Origin of the sequence: Micromonospora sp. M61, assembly GCF_018070245.1 — a bacterium.
GTDB lineage: Bacteria > Actinomycetota > Actinomycetes > Mycobacteriales > Micromonosporaceae > Micromonospora > Micromonospora zamorensis.
Genome location: NZ_JAGPYA010000041.1, coordinates 23,636 through 44,745, shown reverse-complemented (window position 1 = coordinate 44,745; position 21,110 = coordinate 23,636). Strand labels below are relative to the sequence as shown.

The window sequence follows — 21,110 nt, the reverse complement described above, 5'->3', positions numbered from 1 at the left end:
GTCCCCGTCCCCGCTCCGCCAGGAGGAGTACGTGACAACCGCCAACGCGTCCCACACCCGGCCCGGCGGCACGGCCCAGGCGTGGCAGACCTTCCGCCGCTGGCAGCGGAGCCGACCGTTCTGGGGTGGCCTCTTCATCGCCCTGGCCGGGGTGGCGATGTTCGCCTCCACCCGGATGACGATCAACGGCCTGAGCTTCCACAGCGGAGCCACCGGTCTGCTCTCGCTCCTGATCCCGGTCATCCTGGTGACCTGCGCCCTGCTGCTCTGGTTGAGCCCGGCGCAGCGGCTGTTCTACTCGGTCGTCGCGGCGGTCACAACGGTCTACTCGCTGATCGGGCTCAACCTCGGCGGCTTCTTCGTCGGTCTGCTGCTCGGCATCGTCGGCAGCGCGCTCGCGTTCGCCTGGACCCCGATCCGACCCGCGCCAGCCGCCGCCGAACTGTCCGACACCGACCTGTCCGACACGGACCTGCCCCTCGCCGACCAGGTCGATGCGGGCCAGGCGGTGGCGGATCAGCCTGGCGCGGATCAGGCGGACGCGGGTCAGGCGGACGCGCGTCAGGGCCACGCCGAGCAGAGCGGAGTCGAGCGGCTCGACACGGAGCGGATCGGAGTCGAGCAGGTCGACGCGGCCGACGAGCCGGTGGATCGCCCGGCGGGCGGCGCGACCGACGTGGGCGCACCCCCCGAGTGGCCGGGACGTTCCGCTGATCCGCGGGTGTTCGGAGTTGCGCTGCTGGTGCTGGGCCTCGCTGCGGCCGGCCTGGCCACCCAGCCCAGAGCGGTGCAGGCCGCACCGACCCGACCCGCCGCGACCGCCTGCCCGAGCCCGTCCCGCTCCGTCACGCCGTCGCCCAGCCCCACCACTCCCACCGGGACGCCGACCCCGACACCGAGCGCCAGCCCGGAGCGGGACGGCAACATCATCACCGACATCCTGGACGGCATCGGGGACCTGTTCACCGGTGGCCGCGGCGAGAAGGCCGCGACGCCGTCGGCTACCCCGACCGCCAGCGCGTCGGCGAAGCCGACAGCCACGCCGACGGCCCGTCCCGGCTCCACGGCCTGCCCGTCACCGAAACCGGGCGGGTCGGGCAAGCCCGGGGCCACGACACCAGACAAGCCAGAGAAAGCGGAGCCGGGTAAACCGCTGCCCCGCATCGCCGCCGACCCCAATCTGCCAATGGTGGGCCAGACGCCGTCCAAGCTCACCGGCTCCAAGGTCACCATGACCGGGCTGCGGTTCGACGGGACCACCGAGCTGCAGACCGAGAAGGGCAGCCTCAAGGTGCTGAAGTTCAGCATGCGGGAGGCGGTGACCGACGACTTCCTGCTGGTCGCCGACGGCCCCGACGGGCGCACCCAGCGGTACAAGACCGACCGGCTGACCGTCCGCGGTAACGTGGCCTTCTACTCCACCCGGTTCGTCGGCAAGCTGCTCGGCATCAAGCTCACCCTGACGCCGGACCTGCCGTTGCCGGACGGGATCCCGGTCACCCTGCCGATCTCGATCACGTTCACCGACCCGGTCATGGACCTGGCGTACGTCACCAGTGACACGCTGACCGCCCGGCCGTCGTTGGCGCTCGCCCTCGGCTGAACGACACATCCGCCCCGATGGCTCCGGGTGCTGGCGGCTCGTTCGCACCGCCAGCACCCGGAACCGTCAGCGGCTCAGAGCCGGGCCAGCGCCCGGCGCAGCGGGTCGAGGCCCAGCGCGCCCAGGTCCAACGCCTGCCGGTGGAACTCGCGAAGGTCGAAATCCGCGCCCTTGCGGGCCTTGGCGTCCTCGCGGGCCTGGAGCCAGATCCGCTCACCGACCTTGTACGACGGGGCCTGCCCCGGCCAACCCAGGTAGCGGTTCAGCTCGAAGCGCAGGTTCTCGTCCGGCACCCGGCAGTGCGCCCGCATGAACTCCCAGCCCAACTCGGGCGTCCACCGCTCACCCGGGTGGAAGCCGAACGGGTTGTCCTTCGGGATCTCCAGCTCCAGGTGCATGCCGATGTCCACGATCACCCGCGCCGCGCGCATCGCCTGACCGTCGAGCATGCCCAGCTTGTCGCCCGGATCCTCCAGGTAGCCCAGCTCGTCCATCAGCCGCTCGGAATAGAGCGCCCAGCCCTCGCCGTGCCCGGAGACCCAGCAGAGCAGCCGCTGCCAGCGGTTGAGCAGGTCGGCCCGGACGGCGGTCTGTGCCACCTGGAGGTGGTGACCCGGCACGCCCTCGTGGAAGACGGTGGTCACCTCCCGCCAGGTGGAGAAGTCGCTGATGCCCTGCGGCACCGCCCACCACATCCGGCCCGGGCGGGAGAAGTCCTCACTCGGGCCGGTGTAGTAGATGGCGCCGTCGCTGGTCGGGGCGAGGCAGCACTCGATGCGGCGGACCTGCTCCGGGATGTCGAAGTGGGTGCCGTTCAGCTCGGTGATCGCCTTGTCGGCGAGCTCCTGCATCCAGTCCCGGAACGCCTCCTTGCCCTGGATGGTCCGGGCCGGGTCGGCGTCCAACCGGGCCACGGCCTCGTCGACGGTGGCGCCGGACCCGGCGATGCGCCCGGCGACGACCCGCATCTCCGCCTCCAGGCGGGCCAGCTCCGCGAAACCCCAGGCGTACGTCTCGTCCAGGTCGACCTTGGCGCCGAGGAAGTACTGCGAGGCCAACTCGTAGCGTTCCCGGCCAGCGGCCTGCTTGTCCCGCCCGTGCGGGGCCATCTCGGTACGCAGGAACTGGCCGAACTCGGCGGTCGCCGCGGTCGCCGCCGCCGCACCCCTACGCAGCTCCGCGCCGAGCGAGCCCTCCGCGTCCAGCCGCTCGACCAGCCCGTGGAAGAAGTTGTCCCCGGTCGGGTCGACCCAGATGTCGCACTGCTTGGCCACCTCGACCAGCTGCACCTTCGAGCTGACCTGACCGGCGGCGAGTGCCTCGCGCAGCGTGGTCTTGTAGCCCTCCAGCGCGCCGGCGAAGCCGTTGAGCCGGGCCGCGACGTTGGCCTGCTCGTCGGCCGTCGCGGTCGGCATCAGGTCGAAGACCATGCGAATCTCGTGCAGCCCGCTGGCGATGACGCTGACCTCGCTGGTCACCTCGCCGGCGTCGTACCGGGCCAGGTCCAGACCGAGCCTCTCCTGCATGGCCTCCTTGGCGGTCCGCTCCAACTCGGTTGCCGGCTCGGTCACCTCCAGGTCGGCGAGAGTCCGGCGGGTGAGGTCCGCACGCGCCCGGTAACCCTCGGGCGAGAGGTCGTCGAGTTGGTCGTCATGGCCGGCGATGCCGACGAAGGTCGCGCCGGTGGGGCTCAAGGGCGCCCACTCGGCCACGTATCGGTTGGCTAGTTCATCGATTCGTCCCACGCTGCGACACTACGTGACCACCCCGCCCCCGTGTCGATGACGTTTGTCGTGTTCAGCAACAGGTTCCGGCAGCGTGTGACGTCCGAAAAGGCGTGCGACTTTGTCGGAGCGCTACGGCAGAGTGTCAGGGGTGAACGCCGATACCACTCCTGACAAAGCGCCAATCCGTTCCTGGTTGCCAGGCTTCGTCGCCCTCGCCGCGATCTGGGGCTCCAGCTTTCTCTTCATCAAGGTCGGGGTGGGCGAGCTGCACCCGGTCCAGCTCACTCTCTACCGGGTCGTCGCCGGCGCGTTGACCCTGCTCGTCGTCCTCGCCATGCTGCGCGACCGGCTGCCCCGAGAGCCTCGCGTCTGGGCACACCTGAGCGTCGTCGCCGCGTTCGGTGTGGCAGTGCCGTTCACCCTTTTCGGCTACGGCGAGCAGCGGGTCGAGTCGATGCTGGCCGGCATCTGGAACGCCACCACGCCACTGATCGTGCTGCCGTTGGCGGTCCTGGTCTTCCGCACCGAGCGGCTGACCGTGCGCCGTGCGGTCGGGCTCGGGCTGGGCTTCCTCGGTGTGCTGGTGGTGCTCGGGGTCTGGGAGGGCATCGGCGGGGCCCACTTCACCGGCCAGCTGATGTGCTTCGGCGCGGCCGCCTGCTATGGCGTCGCCATCCCGTACCAGAAGCGGTTCGTCGCCGGCAGCGCGCACTCCGGCCTGTCGCTGTCCGCCGCGCAGCTGCTGCTCGCCGCCGGGCAACTGGCCATCGTCACCCCGTTCGTCGCCGGCATGCCGCCGCTGCCCACCGAGCTGTCGGCGGGAGTGGTGGCCAGCGTGTTGACCCTCGGCGCGCTCGGCACCGGGCTCGCTTTCGTGATCAACATGCGCAACATCCGGGTGGCTGGCGCGAGCACCGCCTCCACCGTCACGTACCTGATCCCGATCTTCGCGGTGCTGATCGGCGCCGTGGCGCTCGACGAACGCCTCAACTGGCACCAACCGGTCGGCGCGTTGATCGTACTGCTCGGGGTCGCGGTCTCGCAGGGCGTGTTCGGTCGCCGACAGCCCCGGCCGGTGGTCGGGGTCGGTGCGCCCGCAGCGCCCGCCGCCGAGCCGGTCCGCCACTGAGGCCCGCCGTGCCGCCGGGGCGGCGGCTGGAAGGGGTTGGTCCCTGGAGGGCCGGCCACCGCCGGCCGGTCCGCGGAAGGGGTCGGGCGGGGCGTCCAGGTCAGGCGTGGTTGTGGGTCCAGTCCACGAGTTGCTCGGCGGACCAGGTGTTGACCACCCGGTCGGCGGGGACGCCGCAGAGGGCGGCCCGTTCGCAGCCGAACCGTTGCCAGTCGAGCTGGCCGGGCGCGTGGGCGTCGGTGTTGATGGCGAACCGGCAGCCCGCCTCCAGCGCGCGGCGGATCAGCCGCTTCGGTGGATCCTGGCGCTCCGGCCGAGAGTTGATCTCGACGGCGGTGTCGTGCTCGGCGCAGGCGGCGAAGACCGCGTCCGCGTCGAAATCGCTCTCCGCCCGGGTCCGGGCCCGGTGACCCCGGTCGCCAGGGCCGGTCACTCCTGCCGGGCGGGACGACACCATCCGGCCGGTGACATGGCCGATGATGTCCAGGTGCGGGTTGGCGATCGCGGTCAGCATGCGGCGGGTCATCTTCGACCGCTCGTCCTTGAGGTTGCTGTGCACCGACCCGACCACCACGTCCAGCCGGGCCAGCAACTCGTCGTCCTGGTCGAGTGAGCCGTCCGCGAGGATGTCCACCTCGATCCCGGTGAGGATCCGGAAACCCTCGGGCAGCGCCGCGTTGACCTGCGCGACGTGGTCGAGTTGCCGGCGCAGCCGGGCCGCGGTCAGGCCACGGGCCACCGTCAGTCGTGGCGAGTGGTCGGTCAGCACCAGGTACTCGTGGCCCAGCTCCACAGCGGCCAGCGCCATCTCCTCGATCGGCGAGCCGCCGTCGGACCAGTCCGAATGGGTGTGGCAGTCGCCCCGCAAAGCGGCGCGTAGCGCCGTCGCCTCGGCATCCAGGTCGCTGCCCTCGGTCGCCACCAACCGCCGCAGGTAGACCGGCTCCTCACCGGCCAGCGACTCCGCCACACAGCGGGCGGTGACGTCACCAACCCCGGCCAGCTCGGTGAGCGTGCCGTTGCCGGCCCGGTCGGCCACCTCGGTGGCAGGCAGGCCGGCCAGCGCCTTCGCCGCCGACCGGAACGCCCGGACCCGATAGGTGGCCTCGTTCGCACGCTCCAACAGGAACGCGATCCGGCGCAGGTCGGCGATGGGGTCCCGGGCCTTCATCCCACCGAACCTAGTCGGTGCCGCGCCGGTCAGGGAGCCTTCGGACAGCCGTGTTTGCGCTGCCACGCGGTGACCTCGGTGGCCGGTTCCCGATTGCCGCCGCGTCGCCAGGAATCCAGGTAGCGGGCCGGCCAGAGCACCCCGCGCCGAATCCACCAACCGTCCTTGCCCGCACACGGCGGCGAGATGCCGAAGTGCACGTGGCACACGTTGTTGGCGTTGCCGGTGCGCCCCACCTTGCCGAGCTGCTGCCCGGCGCGGACCCGCACCCCGGCGTCGACCCCGCCGGACACGGCACTCAGGTGCGAGCCGTAGTAGCGCACCCCGTCGTCGCCGAGCAGGGAGACCGACAGGCCACCGTTCTCCGGGCCCTGCGGCCCCCGCTTCGAGTACCGGTCGACCCGACTCACCTCCAGCACCGTCCCGTCGGTCACCGCGACGAACGGTTCACCACAGTCGGCGAAGAGATCCGTGGCCGGATATGCCCCGTGCGTCGGGTGGTAGTCGACGTTGTCGGCGCGTACCGGGAAGACATGCCGCAGCCCGGCGCGCGGTGCCGTCGCCGACGGCCCGGCGGACGACGGTGTCGAGGCCGGGGTCGGGGTGGCAGCCGACGGCGACGGTGCCGCCGGCTGCTCGGCGGTCGCCCAGACCGCCGGCGGCGTGGGCGCGGCGCCGTCGGCCGGCACCCCCGGCCGGGTCGTCGCGCAGCCGGCGGCCAGCACCGGGACGAGCAGCAGCAGGATCGGGTACGCCGGACGCGCGCGGCGGCCGATCGTCGGCGACGGCATCCGGTCATCCTGGCAGAGCCGGTACCGTGGGCACGAGCGACGCGCGTGAGGGAGGGCAGCGACGGTGACCATCGCCCGACCAGAACCTGGCTCGGATCCCGGTGCCTTCGTCCGCCCGGTGGCGCGTACCCCCTCGGGTCTTTTCCCCGCCGGCCCGCCGGCCCGGCCCACCTACCGCGAGCCGCACCCGGTCACCGGCGGTGGTGTCGCCGCTGGCGGCGGCGCGGCGGCCGGTTGGTTCCTGTTGTTCGGGCTGCTCGGCACCGATGTGGCCAGTTACGCGTGGTGGACGGTGGTGGCCGGTCTGCTGGCGTGGCTGACCGCCCTGGTGCTGGTCCGCTATGGCGATCGAGGGGTCGCCACCGGGGTCGCCATCGTCACGGCGGGAGGCTGGAGCATCGCCGCCGCCGTGCTGGCGGTCCGCTGGGGAACCAGCGGTGACTGGCCGTTGTGGTGACCGCCGACTGCGTCACCGACTACTCCCGTGACAGTGCCGAAACGGCTCCGAAACGAGTGTCCATGACTGCGCCGTGTGCCCGGTTGGCTGCGTAGCGAACGCCGTCTTGACGTGGCCGCCGAGACTCGGCACGCTCGGCACTATGGCCTGGACCACCCCGCGACAGGACCCGGATCGCACCCGGCGCCGCCTTCAGTTGTTGGCCGAGTTGGCGGGCGCCCGCGCGGTCCGTCAGCGCAGCCGACCGCAGCGGCAGCGCACCGAGCGTCTGCGCCAGCTCATCGCCACCCGCCGTCGGGTCGTCGGCTGATCCGACTTTGTCAGGAATGACCGGCGCTTCGGGGCGTTGACCGGTCGCCTGCCGACCCGACCGGCTAACGTGCACGCGTAACGGGTCGGCGTTGTGCCGAGGGGCTATTGGGGGGACCGTGTCGTACTTCGCTGCGGCCGTGGTGCGCGACGACAGTGGCTGGACCGCCGCCGAGGTCAGCCTGCGCGGCGCCACCGACATCGACGAGGTCGCTGACCGACTGCGTGACGTCGACCTGGAGGCCGACGTGTCGCTGCTGTTCGTCGAGGCCGATGACGCCTATCTGGTGGTCCTTCGTCTCGACGAGGGCGACGACCTGCGGGTGTTCGGTTCGGACTCCGCGTTCGCCGAGGAGTCCCCTCTTGGTTCGCTGCTGGTCGGTGACCTGAAGACCTCGGTCACCGGGCTCGACGGCGACGAGGAGCCGCGCCCGGTGACGAGCGGTGACGAGGAGAGCGAGCAGCCCGTCGTCGACCCGGAGGCCGACCCGGTGGGCGATGCCGACCTGCTGGCCAACCTGGGCATCTCCGCGCAGAAGCTGCTGACCCTGTGTACGCACGAGGGCATGATGCCGGCGGACGTCACCGCCGAGATCTGCCAGGTGCTCGGCTGCGTCGACGAGGTCGAGGAGCTGCGTGAGGTCTGAGCCGGCCGACGCCACCGATCCGTCGCTGGAGTCGATCCGGCCCGGGCAGCCGACCCCCGGCGCGGTGGGCCGCGCCGGCCCGGGCGCCCACGAGGGCCTGGCCGACCTGGGCGAAGTCGGCCGGCGGCAGCGGCACGAGCTGTGGATGCGCCGTGCCCTGGAGGTCGCCGTTACGGGCGTTGCCGACGCTGCCACCGGTGCCACGGATGTGGACGACGTGCCGGTGGGCGCGGTGCTCTACGGGCCGGACGGGACCGAGTTGGCCATCGGGCGCAACGAGCGGGAGCTGACCGGCGACCCCACCGCCCACGCCGAGGTGCTGGCCCTGCGCCGAGGTGCCGAGCAGGTCGGCCGGTGGCGGCTGGACGGCTGCACCCTGGTGGTCACCCTCGAACCGTGCACCATGTGCGCGGGTGCGTTGGTGCTGGCCCGGGTCTCCACCGTCGTCTTCGGCGCGTGGGAGCCCAAGACCGGCGCAGCTGGATCGCTCTGGGACGTGTTGCGTGACCGCCGGCTCAACCACCGCCCCGAGGTCTACGGCGGGGTGCTGGAGGCCGAGACCGCCGCCGTGCTGCGAGCGTTCTTCCGCTGAGGCCGGGCCGCTCGCCTCTCGCCGACGTGGGCGCTGGCCGCCGTGTGACCTGGGTGTATGGATCGGGCTCGCGTGGCGTGGCGCGGGTTGGCGTGGCGTGGGTTGGCGTGGCGCGGATCGGGCCGGCCTGATGCTGGAGAGCGTGATGACTGTGAGGCATATTTATGCCACACAGTCATCACGCTCTCCGCGGTGACGCCGCCCGGACGGGTCAGGCGATGATCGTGTCGAGGGCGATCTCGACCATCTGGCTGAAGGTCTGCTCCCGCTCCTCGGAGGTGGTCTTCTCGCCGGTCTTGATGTGGTCGCTGACGGTCAGCACGGTCAGCGCGCGGGCCTTGAAGCGGGCGGCGATCGTGTAGAGCGCCGCCGACTCCATCTCCACCGCCAGCACGCCGTAGTCGGCGAGCGTGTCGTAGAGGTCCGGCCGGTCGGTGTAGAAGGCGTCCGCCGCCAGGATCGGCCCGACGTGCATCGTGATGCCGCGCCGCTCAGCCACCTCGACCGACGTACGCAGCAGCCCGAAGTCGGCCACCGGGGCGTAGTCGATCAGCCCGTCGAAGCGCATCCGGTTCATGTTGGAGTCGGTGGAGGACCCGATGGCCGCCACCACGTCCCGCAGTTGCAGGTCGGTGCTGAGGGCACCACAGGAGCCGACGCGGATCAGCGTCTTCACGCCGTACTCGTTGATCAGCTCGTGTGCGTAGATGGAGGCCGACGGCATGCCCATGCCGGAGCCCTGGACGGAAACCTCGACGCCGTTCCAGCGGCCGGTGAAACCCAGCATGCCCCGGACCGTCGAGTAGCAGGTGGCGCCCTCGAGGTAGGTCTCTGCGATCCACTTGGCCCGCAGGGGGTCGCCCGGCATCAGGACCCGCTCGGCGATCTCGCCCGGCTTCGCGCCGATGTGCGTACTCATGGCAAAGATCCTGCCAGGCCGGCAGGGGCGATACCGGTTCGGCGTCGGAACCAGCGGTCCTGTACCCTCGTCGGCGGTGGCGTGTCCGAGCGGCCTAAGGAGCACGCCTCGAAAGCGTGTGAGGGTTAACGCCCTCCGAGGGTTCAAATCCCTCCGCCACCGCTCTGAAGTGCGAGAACGCCCGGCAGATCCGCAAGGATCGGCCGGGCGTTCCGCGTTCGGTCTCAGAGCTGCTGCTCGCCGCCGTCGACGAACAGCTCGCCGCCGGTCATGAAGCTGCTCTGGTCGGAGGCGAGGAAGAGCGCCGCGTTGGCGATCTCGTCCGGGTGGGCCATCCGGCGCATGGGCACGCCTGAGGCGATGGACTGGAGCAGGCCGGGGGCCTCCTCGGGGCTGGGCGCCAGACCCGCGAGCCCGGGGGTCTCGGTCGAGCCGGGGACCAGGGTGTTGACCCGGATGTTCCGGCCGACCAACTCGGCGGCCCAGGTGCGGCCGAACGAGCGGATGGCGGCCTTGGACGCGGCGTAGACGCTGAACGCCGGGGTGCCGTTGCTGGCGGCCGTCGAGCCGGTCAGCACGATCGAGGCACCCTCATTGAGCAGAGGCAGGGCCTTCTGCACGGTGAAGACGGTGCCGTAGATGTTGGTGTCGAAGGTGCTGGCGATGTGTTCGACCGTGATCGAGTCGAGCGGGAGGAACTCGCCGCCGCCGGCGTTGGCGAACACCACGTCCAGCCCGGCGCCCCGGGCCTCGATCGCCCGCATCACCCGGTCCAGGTCGTCGAGGTTGCCGACGTCACTGGCGATACTGGTGGCGTTGGTGCCGATGCTGGCCACGGCCTCGTCCAGCGGGCCCTTGCGCCGGCCGGTGACGAAGACGTACGCGCCTTCGGCGGCGAATCGGCGGGCGGCGGCCAGGCCGATGCCCGTGGTGCCCCCGGTGACGAGGGCGGTCTTGCCGTCGAGCTGTCCCACGATGGATCTCCTCTTGTTGCGGTGCGGGTGGTCCGGCCGGCCGTTGCGGCCGGTGGTCAATGGGTTGCGGGGGCCGGGGTGAAGGTCGGCAGGAGGGCGGCCAGGTCGCGCCACTGCGGCAGGGGCAGCGCCGGCCGGCCCGGGTCGTCGGGTCGCAGCACGTGGAGGGCGACGTGGTTCGCGCCCGCGTCCAGGTGCTCCCGGATGCGCGTGGCCACCGCGTCCAGGTCGCCCCACGCGACGAGGGCGTCGATCAGGCGGTCGCTCCCGCCGGGGACCAGGTCGTCGTCGGTGAACCCGAGGCGGGCCAGGTTGGCCCGGTAGGTCGGAAAGCCGATGAACATGCCGATCCCCGCCCGGGCGGCTGCGCGGGCCCGCTCCGGGTTCTTGTCGAGGACGACGGCCAGGTGCGGTGCGATCAGCGGCTGCGCCCCCACGCGTTCGCGCTGCACGGCGCTGTAGTCCGGGGTCACCATGAACGGGTGCCAGCCGGCCGTCCGGTCGGCAGCCAGGTCCGCCATCCTCGGCCCGAGCGCACCGAGGATGCGGCGCTCGACGGGAACCGGCCGGGGCGCGGCGTCCAGGGAATCCAGCCAGCGGCTCATCGACTCCACCGGTCGGCCGTAGTCCTGGCCGGCTTGGGCGGCGGAGTGGGCGTTGCTGACCCCGAAGCCGAAGACCGTCCGGGGTCCGTGCGCGGCGTCCAGCGCGGCCAGCCGGTCGCCCAGAGCCGTCGGGTCCTGGCCCCAGATCGCCAGCACTCCCAGTGCGATCGTGGCGTGCGGCGCGGCTCCGAGCAGGTGCCCGACGTCGTCCACGGCCCCGCCACCGTCCAGGCCGGGCACCCACAGTGCCCGGAAGCCCTGTTCGTCGAGTTCGGTCGCCGCGTCCCGAATGGCCGGGTCGGCGGCACCGCGCAGCTCCATGCTCCAGAGCCCGACCGCAGGTAGCGGGGTGTTCAAGTGATTCGCCACGCCGTCCTCCCACCTATTCTGTACCGAGCGGTACGGATCCGACCGTAGCAACCGGCGGCGGCGTCCGCAAATTTCTGTACCGATCGGTTGGGCTGCGGGTAGGATGGGCCGAGGGAGGTGGTGGCCGTGCCACAGCGAGGGCGACCACGAGGGTTCGACGCCGACGAGGCGCTGGAGCGCGCAGTGGAGGTGTTCTGGCGTCAGGGGTACGAGGGCGCGTCGGTGAGCGACCTCACCGCCGCGATGGGCATCAACAAACCCAGCCTCTACGCCGCCTACGGGGGCAAGGAGGAGTTGTTCCGCAAGGCCGTGGCCCGCTACGCCGAAAAGGACATGGCGTACGCCCGGAGCGCGTTCGCCCAACCCACCGCGTACGAGGTGGTCGGCACCCTGCTGCGGGAGAACGTGCTCGCCGTGACCCGGCCCGACCGTCCGGCCGGGTGCCTCTCGATCCAGGGCGGCACCGCCTGCTCCAGCGAGAACGCACCCGTCGCCGGGTTCCTCGCCGCCAGCCGCCTGGCAGGCGAAGGGGCTCTCGCCGACCGGTTCGCCCGCGCTGTCGCCGAAGGCGACCTACCCGCTCACGCCGACCCGGTCGCGCTCGCCCGCTTCGTCATGATCGTCAGCGAGGGGCAGGCGGTGCATGCCGCCGCCGGTGTCAGCCGGGAGGACCTGCGACAGGCCGCGGAGATCGCGCTCGCCGGTTTCGCCGCGGCGTCCGGGGCGCGGCTGCCCGAACAGGCCACCGGGACGGTCTGAGCGCTCAGCGAGCCGCGAACAGCCCGCCGGGGTGTTCCCGACACTGAAGCATCGACCCGACGTGCCGGGCGGGTCGATCCACATCGGATCAGCCCGCCCGTCAGCGCCACGTCGGTGCGGTTCGCCTCAGCAGGGGCCGACGCCCTCGTCGAAGAGGCGGCGGGCCCAGTCGGCGTACCCCGCGATGGTTTTTCGGACCGTGCGCCCGTCGTGCAGGAACAGGTACGCGCGGTCGCCGCTGCGGGCGAGCAACCCGTCGAGGCGGTGCGTCCCCTGTGGAGCATCGAGTCTGGTCACCAGCTGGTAGCGGGCCCAGACCTGGTCGACGGGCGAGCCCACCGTTATGCCCTCAGGTGTCCGCATCGGGTCGCCGACCCAGAGCAGCACCAGTCTGTCGTCCATGAAGACCGGGCTGACCGTGTCGTGGCCGACGAGCATCGGCCCGCAGGCGTCCAGGCTGGTACGCAGGATGCCGCGCTGGGTCAGCTCATCCTCGGTGTCACCGAACTCGATGTTGCGCAGGCCGTTCAGGTCGATGATCTCCACGCTGCCGGCGGGCCGGCCGTGCGGGATCGACCCGGTTGGCGGTACGCCGCTGCCAGCGATCGAGGCAGCCGTCATCAGCATGGCTATAAAAGCAAATTGTCGCAATTTCATGGAATCCCCCAGTCCCCAACGGAACGAGGGCGCTCAGGTTGCTGGCGATCGCCGGATTACTGATTTTCCCACTGTTCGACCAGCTCATCCCAGTAGTCGGCGCTGAGTCGACGCCGTCCGTGCGCCAGCCAACCCTCGGTGTTGCGCTCCAGGTGCAACCCCAGTTCGGCGAACGGGTCGATCCACTCGCCGGGCTCGACACCGAGCCGGGTCAGGGCCGCGTTGATCGGCCACTGCTCGCGCGGCGCGTCCAACACGTCGTCGAAGCCTGGACCCCACGACAGCCTCCCGCCCAGCCACACCGCCGCCGACTGGTAGCCGGTGCCACCGCCGAACTCCGCCTCCAGGTATGCCACCGGCCCCGCCTCTGACCAGCGGGTCAGCGACTCGGTCAGCGTCGGCGACAGCACCAGGCCGAACGGGTGCTCGGTGCTCCGGTCGTCGGTCGCGAAATCCGGCAGCGACCCGGTCAGCTCCACCACCAACTGCGGCGTGACCGGCAACAACCCGAAATCCTGGCGCAGCTCGCCGAGGACCGCGTGATCCAGCTCGGCGGTCTGCTCGCGGAGCAGCTCGGCGTCCGCGACCACCGCGCTGAGCTGGTAAGCCATCGAACCCTCCGCCGTCCACAGCCTGTGGATAGAACATGTGTACGACGGTTTCCGGCGAGCCGGCGTCGATTCCCGGACCGTACCCGCCCAGCGGCGACAGACTCCCTGCCGGGACCCGTTGTACGGTCCTCGTCATGGCTGACCAACTGACCGTCCCCGGTATGCCGTCTCCGCTCGTGCCCTCACCCGAGGGGCTCTGGCGGGTGGACGAGACGACCGGCGCCGTGACGGTGTCGGCGCAGCCGCGCACGGACATCTTCATCGACCCGAGCGGAGTCGGCGTCGACGGGGACGAGAACGCCGCGCCGAGTCCGGCGCCCGTCCTCAACGCGGCGACGCTGCTCGGTGACCTGCCGCCGGAGGGCGACTTCCAGTTCAGCGCCCGGGTCAGCGTCGCCTTCGCTGCCACCTTCGACGCCGGGGTGCTGCTGATCTGGCGTGACGAGCGGTGCTGGGGCAAGTTGTGCTTCGAGTTCTCACCCGAGGGTGAGCCCATGATCGTTTCCGTCATCTGTCGTGGTGTCGCCGACGACGCGAACGCCTTCGTCGTGGCGGACCGGTCGGTGTGGCTGCGCGTCTCGCGAATCGGCCGGGTCTACGCGTACCACGCCTCGGTCGACGGCACGGCCTGGCAGTTGATCCGTGTGTTCAGCTTCGACGGCGAGACGACCCGCGACCGGATCGGCTTTGCCGGCCAGTCACCGACCGGCGACGGGTGCAGCATGACCTTCGACGAGATCAGCTTCCGGCCGGAACGCCTCGCCGATCTCCGCGACGGCTCCTGACACAGGCCCTGTCCACAGCCTGTGGATAGAACATGTGTACGACGGATTGAGGCCCTGGTCAGAGCCGCATGGCGAGCCGGCTGACGAACGCACGCCAGGTCGCCGGCGCGAAGGTGAGCGCCGGGCCGGTCGGGTCCTTGGAATCCCGTACGCCGACGACGCCGGGCAGGTTGTCGGCGACCTCGACACATGCGCCACCGTTGCCGCTGCTGCGGCTGCTCTTGCGCCACCGTGCGCCGTTCAGCTCCATGTCTGCGCCACTTCCCTCATCAGGTCGACCGACTGCCAGTGGGACAACGCCTCCCCGCGCACGTTCTCCCATGCCGCCATCATGGCCGCGATGTCCTCGGGGTCGCTAGCGACTTGTCCCTGGAGTTGGTTGTCCAGATAGCCGGCGACCCGGTGGTCGTGGCTGTGCGCGATCACGAACGGGCCGTTCAACCCGGCGTAGGCGCCGACCGCGCTGGGCACGACGTGCACCCGGATGTGCGGTTCGGCGCACGCCGCGACGACGGCCAGCAGTTGCTCGCGCATTGTCGATCCGCCGCCCACCGGGCGACGGATGACCGCCTCGTCGACGACCGCCGTGAACTGCGGCGGGTCATCTCGCTTGAGCACGCCCTGCCGGCCGAGCCGGACCGTGAGATGCCGCTCGATGTCACCCCGGGGGATCAGGCCCGCGCCGCTCAGCACCGCCCTGGCGTACGCCTCGGTCTGCAACAACCCCGGCAGCACGGTCGACTCGTACCAGCGCAGTGACACCGCCTCGCGCTCGATCTCCTGCCACGGACGAAACCAGATGGGGTCACGACGTCTTGAAGTGTCCGGCCAGATGTCCGACACGTCCTTGTGGAGGGCCTCCGCTGCCGCCAAGCGGTGCCGGGGGTGCGGGATGCGCCCCTCGGTCAGCCAACGCCCCACGGTCTTCGGGTCGACGCCGACCGTCTCGGCGAGGGATTCGGTGGTGTGCCCGGTGTCGCTGAGCGCCACCCGAAGCGCATCGTTCACGGCCCCTCCATCGGATGTCTCGAATATCTGAGGACCATATCGCTACGCGGTGTACCTGTCCGGTGACGCGCCAGAGGGTGGTCCGCAGAAGACGGCGTGACCGGTGGAGGCGCAGGAGCCCGGCGGTCGGCGTCAGTCCGGGGGTCGCCCCGACGGGGCGACCCCCGTCCACCGCGAAGGAGGTTCGCCTGTGCCCCGCCGCCGCTACCGGAACCATCTGCCGACCCGACCCACCTGGCGCTGCGCGGCGTGCGGCATCGCCTGGCCCTGCTCGGCGGCGAAGCTGCGGCTGCTCGGCGAATACCGGCACGACCGGCTGGCTTTGACCGTCTACCTGGCGACGCTCCACGCCGAGGCCAGTGATCAGCTCAGCGAGGTTGACCCAGGTCGGCTGACCGAACGCTTCCTGTCCTGGGCCCGCGCTCGCGCCTGAAGGGGGGAAGGCGCGCGGGTTGGATGCGGGGCGCGGAGACGAGTCAGGGCCGGTCCCCGTGGGGCCGGCCCTGTCGTTGGTGCTGCTCGAGAGAGCGGAGGATACGAGATTCGAACTCGTGAGGGTGTAAACCCAACACGCTTTCCAAGCGTGCGCCCTAGGCCTCTAGGCGAATCCTCCGCGAGCCAGGATACAGGCCTCCGTCGGCCGGGCCACCCCACCACCCCCTGAAGATCGACGGGCGGTCGGGTAGGCTGGGCGGCACCTCCCGTGCGGCGGTATCTCGTGAACCTCCCCAGGGCCGGAAGGCAGCAAGGATAAGCGAGCTCTGCCGGGTGCACGGGAGGCCTTTTTGTCTGTGGGCCGGTTGATCCACTCGACTTCCGTGATGTCGGGGTGTCCCGGCCACGCGGATACCGCGGCTTCCAGGAAGCCGAGTCGATCAAGCGCGGCGCGGCGTCGGTCAGGCGCGGCGCGGGGTCGATCAAGCCCTGGCGGCCCGGTCGATCAAGCACGGCAGCCGGGGTGCCGGGGTGGTGGGTGGTCACCCGCGCCCGACCGGCGCAGAATGGCTCGGTCGAGAGGAGGCGGGACGAGTGACGCTGGCGCTCTACCGCAAGTACCGGCCGCGTACCTTCGCTGAGGTCATCGGTCAGGAGCACGTGACCGAGCCGCTGTCGCAGGCGCTGCGCAGCGGACGGCTCAACCACGCCTACCTCTTCTCCGGGCCGCGCGGCTGCGGCAAGACCTCCAGCGCCCGGATTCTGGCCCGCTCGCTCAACTGTGAGCAGGGCCCCACCCCGGAGCCGTGCGGCAAGTGTGAGTCCTGCCGCTCGCTGGCCACCGACGGTGCCGGTTCGATCGACGTGATCGAGATCGACGCGGCCAGCCACGGTGGTGTCGACGACGCCCGCGAGCTGCGTGAGCGCGCCTTCTTCGCGCCGGCCAGCAGCCGCTTCAAGATCTACGTCATCGACGAGGCGCACATGGTCTCGACCCAGGGCTTCAACGCCCTGCTCAAGCTGGTCGAGGAGCCCCCGGAGTACGTCAAGTTCATCTTCGCCACCACCGAACCGGAGAAGGTCCTCGGCACGATCCGGTCGCGGACCCACCACTACCCGTTCCGGCTGATCCCGCCGAAGGTGCTCCGCCCGTACCTGGAGCAGCTCACCCAGGCGGAGGGCGTCGCCGTCGAGCCGGCGGTCTTCCCGCTGGTGGTCCGCGCCGGTGGAGGCAGCGCCCGGGACAGCCTCTCGGTGCTCGACCAGCTCATGGCCGGGGCCGGCCCGGAGGGTGTCACCTACGCGCGGGCCGCCGCGCTGCTCGGGGTCACCGATGCCGCGTTGATCGACGAGATGTGCGACGCGCTGGCCGCCGGGGACGGCGCCGCCGCGTACACCACCGTCGACCGGGTCGCCGAGGCCGGACACGACCCGCGCCGGTTCGCCGCCGACCTGCTGGAACGGCTACGCGACCTCATCGTGATCCAGCAGGTGCCGGACGCCGCCGCGAAGGGCCTGATCGACGGCCCGGCCGACCAGATCGAGCGGATGGCCGCCCAGGCTTCCCAGCTTGGCCCGGCCACGCTCTCCCGCTGCGCCGACATCGTGCACGACGGCCTGGTGGAGATGCGCGGCACCACCGCGCCCCGCCTGCTGCTGGAGCTGATCTGCGCCCGGATGCTGCTGCCCGGCGTGGACGACTCCGCCGGTGGCCTCCTCCAGCGGCTTGAGCGGATGGAACGTCGGCTCACCCTGAGCGGCACCGACGCGCCGCCGGCCGCCGCCGGCTTCGCGCCAGCAGCCCACCCAGGGGTACGCCCACAGCAGGCCCCACCGGTCCCGGCTGCCGCAGGCCCCGCACCCACCAACGCCCCGACCTCCGCACCGCCGTGGGAGGTCGACCCGGCGGCGTCCCCGACCCGGAACGCCGTCGACCTGAGCGCCGCGGTGTCGAGCGCTCCGGCCTCGGCCGGCCGGGTCCCGACCGCTCCGGCGTCGAACGCACCGGCTTCGGGCGTCCCGACCTCGGGCGCGCCAGTGTCGGGCGTGCCGGCCTCGCCCGCCGACTCGCCCATCCCGGCATCACCCGGTGCCACCGTCGGGTCGTCACCCGCTGATCAGGGCGCACCTGTCTCGCCCGCCGGGCCGGGCGCCGGCTCACCCTCCCAGCGTCGCGTGGTGCCGCCGTCGGCGGTGCTCCCCGACCCGGCCACGCCCGTGCCACCGCGACCGGGTGCGCCGGCTGCCGCGTTGGACGCGGTCGCGGTCCGCCGCGTCTGGCCCGACGTGGTCGGCAAGGTCAACCGGACCAACAAGCGGATCGCGGCCCTGATGCGCGACGCGGTCGTACGCGAACTCGACGGCGACATGCTGGTGCTGACGGTGAAGTCGACAGTGCTGGCCAAGATGATGGCCGACCACGCGGCTGTACTGACCGACGCGCTCTACGAGGAGTTGGGCGGGCGCTGGCAGATCCGCTGCGAGGTGGCCGGTGAGCGCGGTGGCGTGTCGCTGTCCGGCTCGCAGCGCTCACAACAGGCCGCTCCGGCCCGACCCGCCGCCAGCCCGACGAGCGCGCCGCCGGCCGCGCCGACTGCTGCCAGCCCGACGGCCGCACCGATCGCTACCAGCCCGACGAGTGCACCACCCGTCGCACCGACTGCTACCAGCCCGACGAGTGCGCCGCCGGCCGCACCGACTGCTGCCAGCCCGACGAGCGCGCCGCCCGCCGCACCGATTGCTACCAGCCCGACGAGCGCGCCGCCCGTCGCACCGACCTCGACCGGTGCCGCTGGGCCGACTCATGCGCCGTCCAGCGCAGCGAATGCGACCGGCACCACCGGTCCGGGTGCGCGCGGCGCTGTCGGCGTGAACGGAAGCGGCTCCGGTGCGGGTCACCAGGGCGCAGCACCGCGCACCGCTGCGGATGATCACGGTGCACGTCGGCAGGGCGGAGCCCAACCCGCTGCCGCAGACGGTGCGGGTGGGCCGGGCGCAGCACAGGCCGGCGCGGCCGATGACGAGGACGACTGGCCGGAGGCGGCGCGCCCAGGCGGCGGTGCCTCCGCGGCAGCGGCGACCGATGACGAGGACTGGCCGGAGGCCGCCCGCCCCGGCGGCGCGTCGGGCGACGGATCAGGTGCCGACGCCGCGTCGGGCGGCTCTGGCTCGGCCCCCGCATCGGCCAGCACGACCGGGGGCAGCGCGAACGGCGGTACCGCCAACGGCCGCACCGCGAACGGCGGTGGACCAGGTGTTGCGGGTGCCACCGGCGCATCGGCCGGTGGCGGTAAGCCGGGCGGACGGGACAACCCGACGCCGGCGGCCCGGCAGCCGGCGACAGCCGGTAACGCACCGGTGAGCAGCGCCATCGCCGCGGCTCGCGCTGCGGCGGCGGGGCGCGGTGCGCGTACCCCAGCGGCAGCCCGGCCCGTCGCGGACGCCGAATGGGCGGGCGAGCCTCCCTACGACCCGGACTTCGACGGCCCGACGCGCGGTGGTCGGCCGGGCGGCGCGGCGCCGGCGACCCCGGTCTACGAGGGGTTCGACCCGGGCGACGAGCCGTTGGACGAGGTCATCGACGAGAAGACCGCCCGGGAGTCCAGTGAGGAGCAGGCGGTACGGCTGCTCCGGGAGACCTTCGGAGCGGAAAAGATCGACGAGGTCGACGCCCGGTAGGGGACTGCGTCGCGGCGATCGGTGGCAGCTCAGCAGTGCCGTGTGCGGCGTGTCGAGTTGCTCAGCTGCCAACGATCAAGGAACTAGTGGACCTTGCTTGGGTTTGAGCGAGGCAGGCTGGCAGGTCTTTCGGCTAGCAGGACGCCGAGGCAGCAGGCCCAGAGGGGGAAGGGCAGTACGGCGACTCGTTCCATGCCGCCCACCCCGATCCCGACGCCCTGTTGGGCGAAGAACAACACGGTTCCTACCAGGGCGATGAGCCCTGCGGTGAGGGTGAGCGGTCGCCACCGGCCGAGCGTCGTGGTGCCCGGCGCGAAGCCGGCGAGGAGCAGGCCGACGTTGCCCAGGCCCATGATCAGGAATGCTCCGAGGACGTGCAGGTTCTCGTCGACGTCGGCCGGGTAGAGGGCCGCCAGGGCGTACCCGCCGGTGGCCACCAGCAGGAGCATCTGGGCCGAGCGCACCACGCCGCCGCGACCGAGCAGTCGCCAGGTCAGCAGGATCCCGGCGGCGAGCAGCACTCCGGTGGTCAGCATCGCGGCGTTCATCAGCGGGTGCCAGGGCGAGCAGACGTAGCGGGGCCTGGTGGTGTCCCAGACGCCGCAGTGGGCGTTGCCGAGGTCGCTGATGTTGTGCAGGGCCCAGCTGTAGGTCGGTTCGCGCCACCGCAGGCCGGTGACCAGGCTGGCGACGAGGAAGATCGGTGCTGCCGCAGCCCAGCACAGCGCGCCGACCCGGCCGGTGGGGTTGAGATTCATGCCACGAGCACACCAGTGCGACGGCTCTGGGCGCACTACCGGCAGATGCCCGGTTCGGGGTAGTGGTAGCCGTACCCGAAGGCTCGGCGTGGGCGGACGCCTCCGGGCGGGGCGGGGTCGGTCCCAGCGGATAGGCTGGGCGGCGGCCGAGCAGACGAGTGCGAGAAGGAGCCATCCGTGCGCCCAGGTGGACAGCCGAACATGCAGCAGATGCTGAAGCAGGCGCAGAAGATGCAGCAGCAGATCGCCGCCGCCCAGGCTGAGCTGGCCGAGGCCGAGCTGACCGGCACCGCCGGCGGTGGGCTGGTCACCGCGACCGTCTCCGGCTCCGGTGAGCTCAAGGCCATCAAGATCGACCCGAAGGCCGTCGACCCGGATGACGTGGAGACGCTGGAGGACCTGGTCGTCGCGGCCGTGCACAACGCCGCCGAGGCGGCCCGGGAGCTGACCGAGCGCAAGATGGGCCCGGTCGCCGGTGGCATGGGCGGCCTCGGCCTGCCCGGTTTCTGAGGCGGCAGATGTACGAAGGTGCCATCCAGGACCTGATCGACGAGCTGGGTCGGCTGCCGGGCGTGGGCCCGAAGAGCGCTCAGCGGATCGCGTTCCACGTCCTGTCGGCGGACCCTGCCGACGTCAACCGGCTGGCCGGCGCGCTGCGCAAGGTCAAGGAGCTGGTGCGGTTCTGCACGACCTGCTACAACGTGGCCGAGTCCGAACAGTGCCGGATCTGCCGCGACCCGCGCCGCACCGACGAGGTGCTGTGTGTGGTGGAGGAGCCCAAGGACGTGGTGGCCGTCGAGCGGACGGGTGAGTTCCGCGGTCGCTATCACGTGCTGGGCGGCGCGATCAATCCGCTGGAGGGGATCGGCCCGGACAATCTGCGCATCCGGGAGCTGCTGATTCGGCTCGGTGGTGGCGGGGTGCGGGAGTTGATCCTGGCCACGGACCCGAACACCGAGGGCGAGGCGACCGCCACCTACCTGGCGCTGATGGTGAAGCCGATGGGCATCGCGGTGAGCCGACTGGCCAGTGGGCTGCCGGTCGGCGGCGACCTGGAGTACGCCGACGAGATCACCCTGGGTCGGGCCTTCGAGGGTCGCCGGGCGGTCTGACATCTATCCACGGC

General features: G+C 71.6%; 23 protein-coding genes, 2 tRNA genes and 1 other RNA gene. 14 read left to right on the top strand and 12 right to left on the bottom strand.

Annotation, left to right across the window (positions count from 1 at the left end):
* Positions 1–31: 31 nt before the first annotated feature.
* Positions 32–1,603, top strand: coding sequence for a DUF6114 domain-containing protein (locus KBX34_RS22445; RefSeq protein ID WP_210791419.1), 1,572 nt, complete (start codon positions 32–34; stop codon positions 1,601–1,603).
* Positions 1,604–1,677: 74 nt separating this feature from the next.
* Here KBX34_RS22445 and KBX34_RS22440 read toward each other — a convergent pair whose 3' ends face one another.
* Positions 1,678–3,348, bottom strand: a complete 1,671-nt coding sequence (locus KBX34_RS22440) for a DUF885 domain-containing protein (protein ID WP_210791416.1) — start codon at positions 3,346–3,348, stop codon at positions 1,678–1,680.
* A gap of 130 nt (positions 3,349–3,478) precedes the next feature.
* Between KBX34_RS22440 and KBX34_RS22435 the strand changes: the two genes are divergently transcribed.
* On the top strand, positions 3,479–4,459 hold the full coding sequence (locus KBX34_RS22435; RefSeq protein WP_210791414.1) for a DMT family transporter: 981 nt from the start codon (positions 3,479–3,481) through the stop codon (positions 4,457–4,459).
* A 100-nt stretch (positions 4,460–4,559) separates the two neighbouring features.
* Here the strand turns inward: KBX34_RS22435 and KBX34_RS22430 are convergent, their stop codons facing one another.
* Both KBX34_RS22430 and KBX34_RS22425 read right to left on the bottom strand, forming a co-directional pair.
* Positions 4,560–5,630 (bottom strand): PHP domain-containing protein, encoded by a 1,071-nt coding sequence (locus KBX34_RS22430; RefSeq protein WP_210791412.1) that lies wholly within the window; start codon positions 5,628–5,630, stop codon positions 4,560–4,562.
* 29 nt (positions 5,631–5,659) lie between these two features.
* Positions 5,660–6,421, bottom strand: coding sequence for a M23 family metallopeptidase (locus KBX34_RS22425; protein ID WP_210926742.1), 762 nt, complete (start codon positions 6,419–6,421; stop codon positions 5,660–5,662).
* 64 nt (positions 6,422–6,485) lie between these two features.
* Here KBX34_RS22425 and KBX34_RS22420 point away from each other — a divergent pair, with 64 nt between their 5' ends.
* The 4 genes from KBX34_RS22420 to KBX34_RS22405 all read left to right on the top strand — a co-directional run bounded on the left by KBX34_RS22420 (position 6,486) and on the right by KBX34_RS22405 (position 8,426).
* Complete coding sequence (locus KBX34_RS22420) at positions 6,486–6,878, top strand: hypothetical protein (protein ID WP_370453060.1); 393 nt, start codon at positions 6,486–6,488, stop codon at positions 6,876–6,878.
* A gap of 142 nt (positions 6,879–7,020) precedes the next feature.
* Positions 7,021–7,188 (top strand): hypothetical protein, encoded by a 168-nt coding sequence (locus tag KBX34_RS22415; RefSeq protein WP_172862128.1) that lies wholly within the window; start codon positions 7,021–7,023, stop codon positions 7,186–7,188.
* A gap of 118 nt (positions 7,189–7,306) precedes the next feature.
* Positions 7,307–7,834, top strand: coding sequence for a tRNA adenosine deaminase-associated protein (locus KBX34_RS22410; RefSeq protein ID WP_088950620.1), 528 nt, complete (start codon positions 7,307–7,309; stop codon positions 7,832–7,834).
* Between the two features lie 145 nt (positions 7,835–7,979).
* Positions 7,980–8,426, top strand: coding sequence for a nucleoside deaminase (locus tag KBX34_RS22405; protein WP_172862243.1), 447 nt, complete (start codon positions 7,980–7,982; stop codon positions 8,424–8,426).
* A 211-nt stretch (positions 8,427–8,637) separates the two neighbouring features.
* Here the strand turns inward: KBX34_RS22405 and deoD are convergent, their stop codons facing one another.
* Positions 8,638–9,345: a purine-nucleoside phosphorylase gene (gene deoD, locus KBX34_RS22400; RefSeq protein WP_074315244.1), complete on the bottom strand. Its 708-nt coding sequence runs from the start codon at positions 9,343–9,345 to the stop codon at positions 8,638–8,640.
* Positions 9,346–9,420: 75 nt separating this feature from the next.
* Between deoD and KBX34_RS22395 the strand changes: the two genes are divergently transcribed.
* Positions 9,421–9,507: transfer RNA gene (locus tag KBX34_RS22395), tRNA-Ser, on the top strand.
* A gap of 62 nt (positions 9,508–9,569) precedes the next feature.
* Here the strand turns inward: KBX34_RS22395 and KBX34_RS22390 are convergent.
* Complete coding sequence (locus tag KBX34_RS22390) at positions 9,570–10,319, bottom strand: SDR family oxidoreductase (RefSeq protein ID WP_210926740.1); 750 nt, start codon at positions 10,317–10,319, stop codon at positions 9,570–9,572.
* Positions 10,320–10,375: 56 nt separating this feature from the next.
* On the bottom strand, positions 10,376–11,293 hold the full coding sequence (locus KBX34_RS22385) for a TIGR03620 family F420-dependent LLM class oxidoreductase (protein WP_307871470.1): 918 nt from the start codon (positions 11,291–11,293) through the stop codon (positions 10,376–10,378).
* Positions 11,294–11,419: 126 nt separating this feature from the next.
* Here KBX34_RS22385 and KBX34_RS22380 point away from each other — a divergent pair, with 126 nt between their 5' ends.
* Complete coding sequence (locus KBX34_RS22380; protein ID WP_210791408.1) at positions 11,420–12,052, top strand: TetR/AcrR family transcriptional regulator; 633 nt, start codon at positions 11,420–11,422, stop codon at positions 12,050–12,052.
* Between the two features lie 126 nt (positions 12,053–12,178).
* Here the strand turns inward: KBX34_RS22380 and KBX34_RS22375 are convergent, their stop codons facing one another.
* Together KBX34_RS22375 and KBX34_RS22370 are read right to left on the bottom strand one after the other, a co-directional pair.
* Positions 12,179–12,673: a hypothetical protein gene (locus KBX34_RS22375; protein WP_172862127.1), complete on the bottom strand. Its 495-nt coding sequence runs from the start codon at positions 12,671–12,673 to the stop codon at positions 12,179–12,181.
* Between the two features lie 92 nt (positions 12,674–12,765).
* Positions 12,766–13,320, bottom strand: coding sequence for a hypothetical protein (locus tag KBX34_RS22370; RefSeq protein ID WP_210926738.1), 555 nt, complete (start codon positions 13,318–13,320; stop codon positions 12,766–12,768).
* A 134-nt stretch (positions 13,321–13,454) separates the two neighbouring features.
* On the opposite strand from KBX34_RS22370, the gene KBX34_RS22365 reads away from it, so the two are divergent.
* Positions 13,455–14,105, top strand: coding sequence for a DUF1349 domain-containing protein (locus tag KBX34_RS22365; RefSeq protein ID WP_210926737.1), 651 nt, complete (start codon positions 13,455–13,457; stop codon positions 14,103–14,105).
* A gap of 58 nt (positions 14,106–14,163) precedes the next feature.
* On the opposite strand, the gene KBX34_RS22360 is transcribed toward KBX34_RS22365, so the two are convergent.
* Positions 14,164–14,355, bottom strand: coding sequence for a DUF397 domain-containing protein (locus tag KBX34_RS22360; protein ID WP_088950610.1), 192 nt, complete (start codon positions 14,353–14,355; stop codon positions 14,164–14,166).
* The gene (locus tag KBX34_RS22355; protein WP_210926735.1) at positions 14,346–15,113 is read right to left on the bottom strand and encodes a helix-turn-helix transcriptional regulator; all 768 of its coding nucleotides are present in this window, start codon (positions 15,111–15,113) and stop codon (positions 14,346–14,348) included. The genes KBX34_RS22360 and KBX34_RS22355 overlap by 10 nt, the downstream gene beginning before the upstream one ends.
* Positions 15,114–15,303: 190 nt before the next feature.
* Here KBX34_RS22355 and KBX34_RS22350 point away from each other — a divergent pair, with 190 nt between their 5' ends.
* A complete protein-coding gene (locus KBX34_RS22350) occupies positions 15,304–15,546 on the top strand; it encodes a flavin reductase (RefSeq protein ID WP_210926733.1) in 243 nt (80 codons plus the stop codon).
* A gap of 95 nt (positions 15,547–15,641) precedes the next feature.
* Here the strand turns inward: KBX34_RS22350 and KBX34_RS22345 are convergent.
* Positions 15,642–15,726, bottom strand: a tRNA-Ser gene (locus KBX34_RS22345).
* Positions 15,727–15,808: 82 nt separating this feature from the next.
* Here KBX34_RS22345 and ffs point away from each other — a divergent pair.
* Positions 15,809–15,898, top strand: an RNA gene (ffs, locus tag KBX34_RS22340) — signal recognition particle sRNA small type.
* Between the two features lie 244 nt (positions 15,899–16,142).
* A complete protein-coding gene (locus tag KBX34_RS22335; protein WP_210926731.1) occupies positions 16,143–19,226 on the top strand; it encodes a DNA polymerase III subunit gamma and tau in 3,084 nt (1,027 codons plus the stop codon).
* Between the two features lie 83 nt (positions 19,227–19,309).
* Here the strand turns inward: KBX34_RS22335 and KBX34_RS22330 are convergent, their stop codons facing one another.
* On the bottom strand, positions 19,310–19,984 hold the full coding sequence (locus KBX34_RS22330) for a DUF998 domain-containing protein (RefSeq protein WP_210926729.1): 675 nt from the start codon (positions 19,982–19,984) through the stop codon (positions 19,310–19,312).
* 201 nt (positions 19,985–20,185) lie between these two features.
* On the opposite strand from KBX34_RS22330, the gene KBX34_RS22325 reads away from it, so the two are divergent.
* Positions 20,186–20,494, top strand: coding sequence for a YbaB/EbfC family nucleoid-associated protein (locus KBX34_RS22325; RefSeq protein ID WP_007466279.1), 309 nt, complete (start codon positions 20,186–20,188; stop codon positions 20,492–20,494).
* Between the two features lie 8 nt (positions 20,495–20,502).
* On the top strand, positions 20,503–21,096 hold the full coding sequence (gene recR / locus KBX34_RS22320; RefSeq protein WP_088950605.1) for a recombination mediator RecR: 594 nt from the start codon (positions 20,503–20,505) through the stop codon (positions 21,094–21,096).
* Positions 21,097–21,110: the final 14 nt, after the last annotated feature.

What these genes read in the sequence shown, in the direction of transcription:
- KBX34_RS22425 (WP_210926742.1), bottom strand. Translation starts at nt 6,421, where the DNA reads ATGCCGTCGCCGACGATCGGCCGCCGCGCGCGTCCGGCGTACCCGATC.
- KBX34_RS22325 (WP_007466279.1), top strand. Translation starts at nt 20,186, where the DNA reads ATGCAGCAGATGCTGAAGCAGGCGCAGAAGATGCAGCAGCAGATCGCC.
- KBX34_RS22415 (WP_172862128.1), top strand. Translation starts at nt 7,021, where the DNA reads ATGGCCTGGACCACCCCGCGACAGGACCCGGATCGCACCCGGCGCCGC.
- KBX34_RS22375 (WP_172862127.1), bottom strand. Translation starts at nt 12,673, where the DNA reads ATGACGGCTGCCTCGATCGCTGGCAGCGGCGTACCGCCAACCGGGTCG.
- KBX34_RS22360 (WP_088950610.1), bottom strand. Translation starts at nt 14,355, where the DNA reads ATGGAGCTGAACGGCGCACGGTGGCGCAAGAGCAGCCGCAGCAGCGGC.
- KBX34_RS22370 (WP_210926738.1), bottom strand. Translation starts at nt 13,320, where the DNA reads ATGGCTTACCAGCTCAGCGCGGTGGTCGCGGACGCCGAGCTGCTCCGC.
- KBX34_RS22330 (WP_210926729.1), bottom strand. Translation starts at nt 19,984, where the DNA reads ATGAATCTCAACCCCACCGGCCGGGTCGGCGCGCTGTGCTGGGCTGCG.
- KBX34_RS22405 (WP_172862243.1), top strand. Translation starts at nt 7,980, where the DNA reads ATGCGCCGTGCCCTGGAGGTCGCCGTTACGGGCGTTGCCGACGCTGCC.
- recR (WP_088950605.1), top strand. Translation starts at nt 20,503, where the DNA reads ATGTACGAAGGTGCCATCCAGGACCTGATCGACGAGCTGGGTCGGCTG.
- KBX34_RS22365 (WP_210926737.1), top strand. Translation starts at nt 13,455, where the DNA reads ATGGCTGACCAACTGACCGTCCCCGGTATGCCGTCTCCGCTCGTGCCC.
- deoD (WP_074315244.1), bottom strand. Translation starts at nt 9,345, where the DNA reads ATGAGTACGCACATCGGCGCGAAGCCGGGCGAGATCGCCGAGCGGGTC.
- KBX34_RS22430 (WP_210791412.1), bottom strand. Translation starts at nt 5,630, where the DNA reads ATGAAGGCCCGGGACCCCATCGCCGACCTGCGCCGGATCGCGTTCCTG.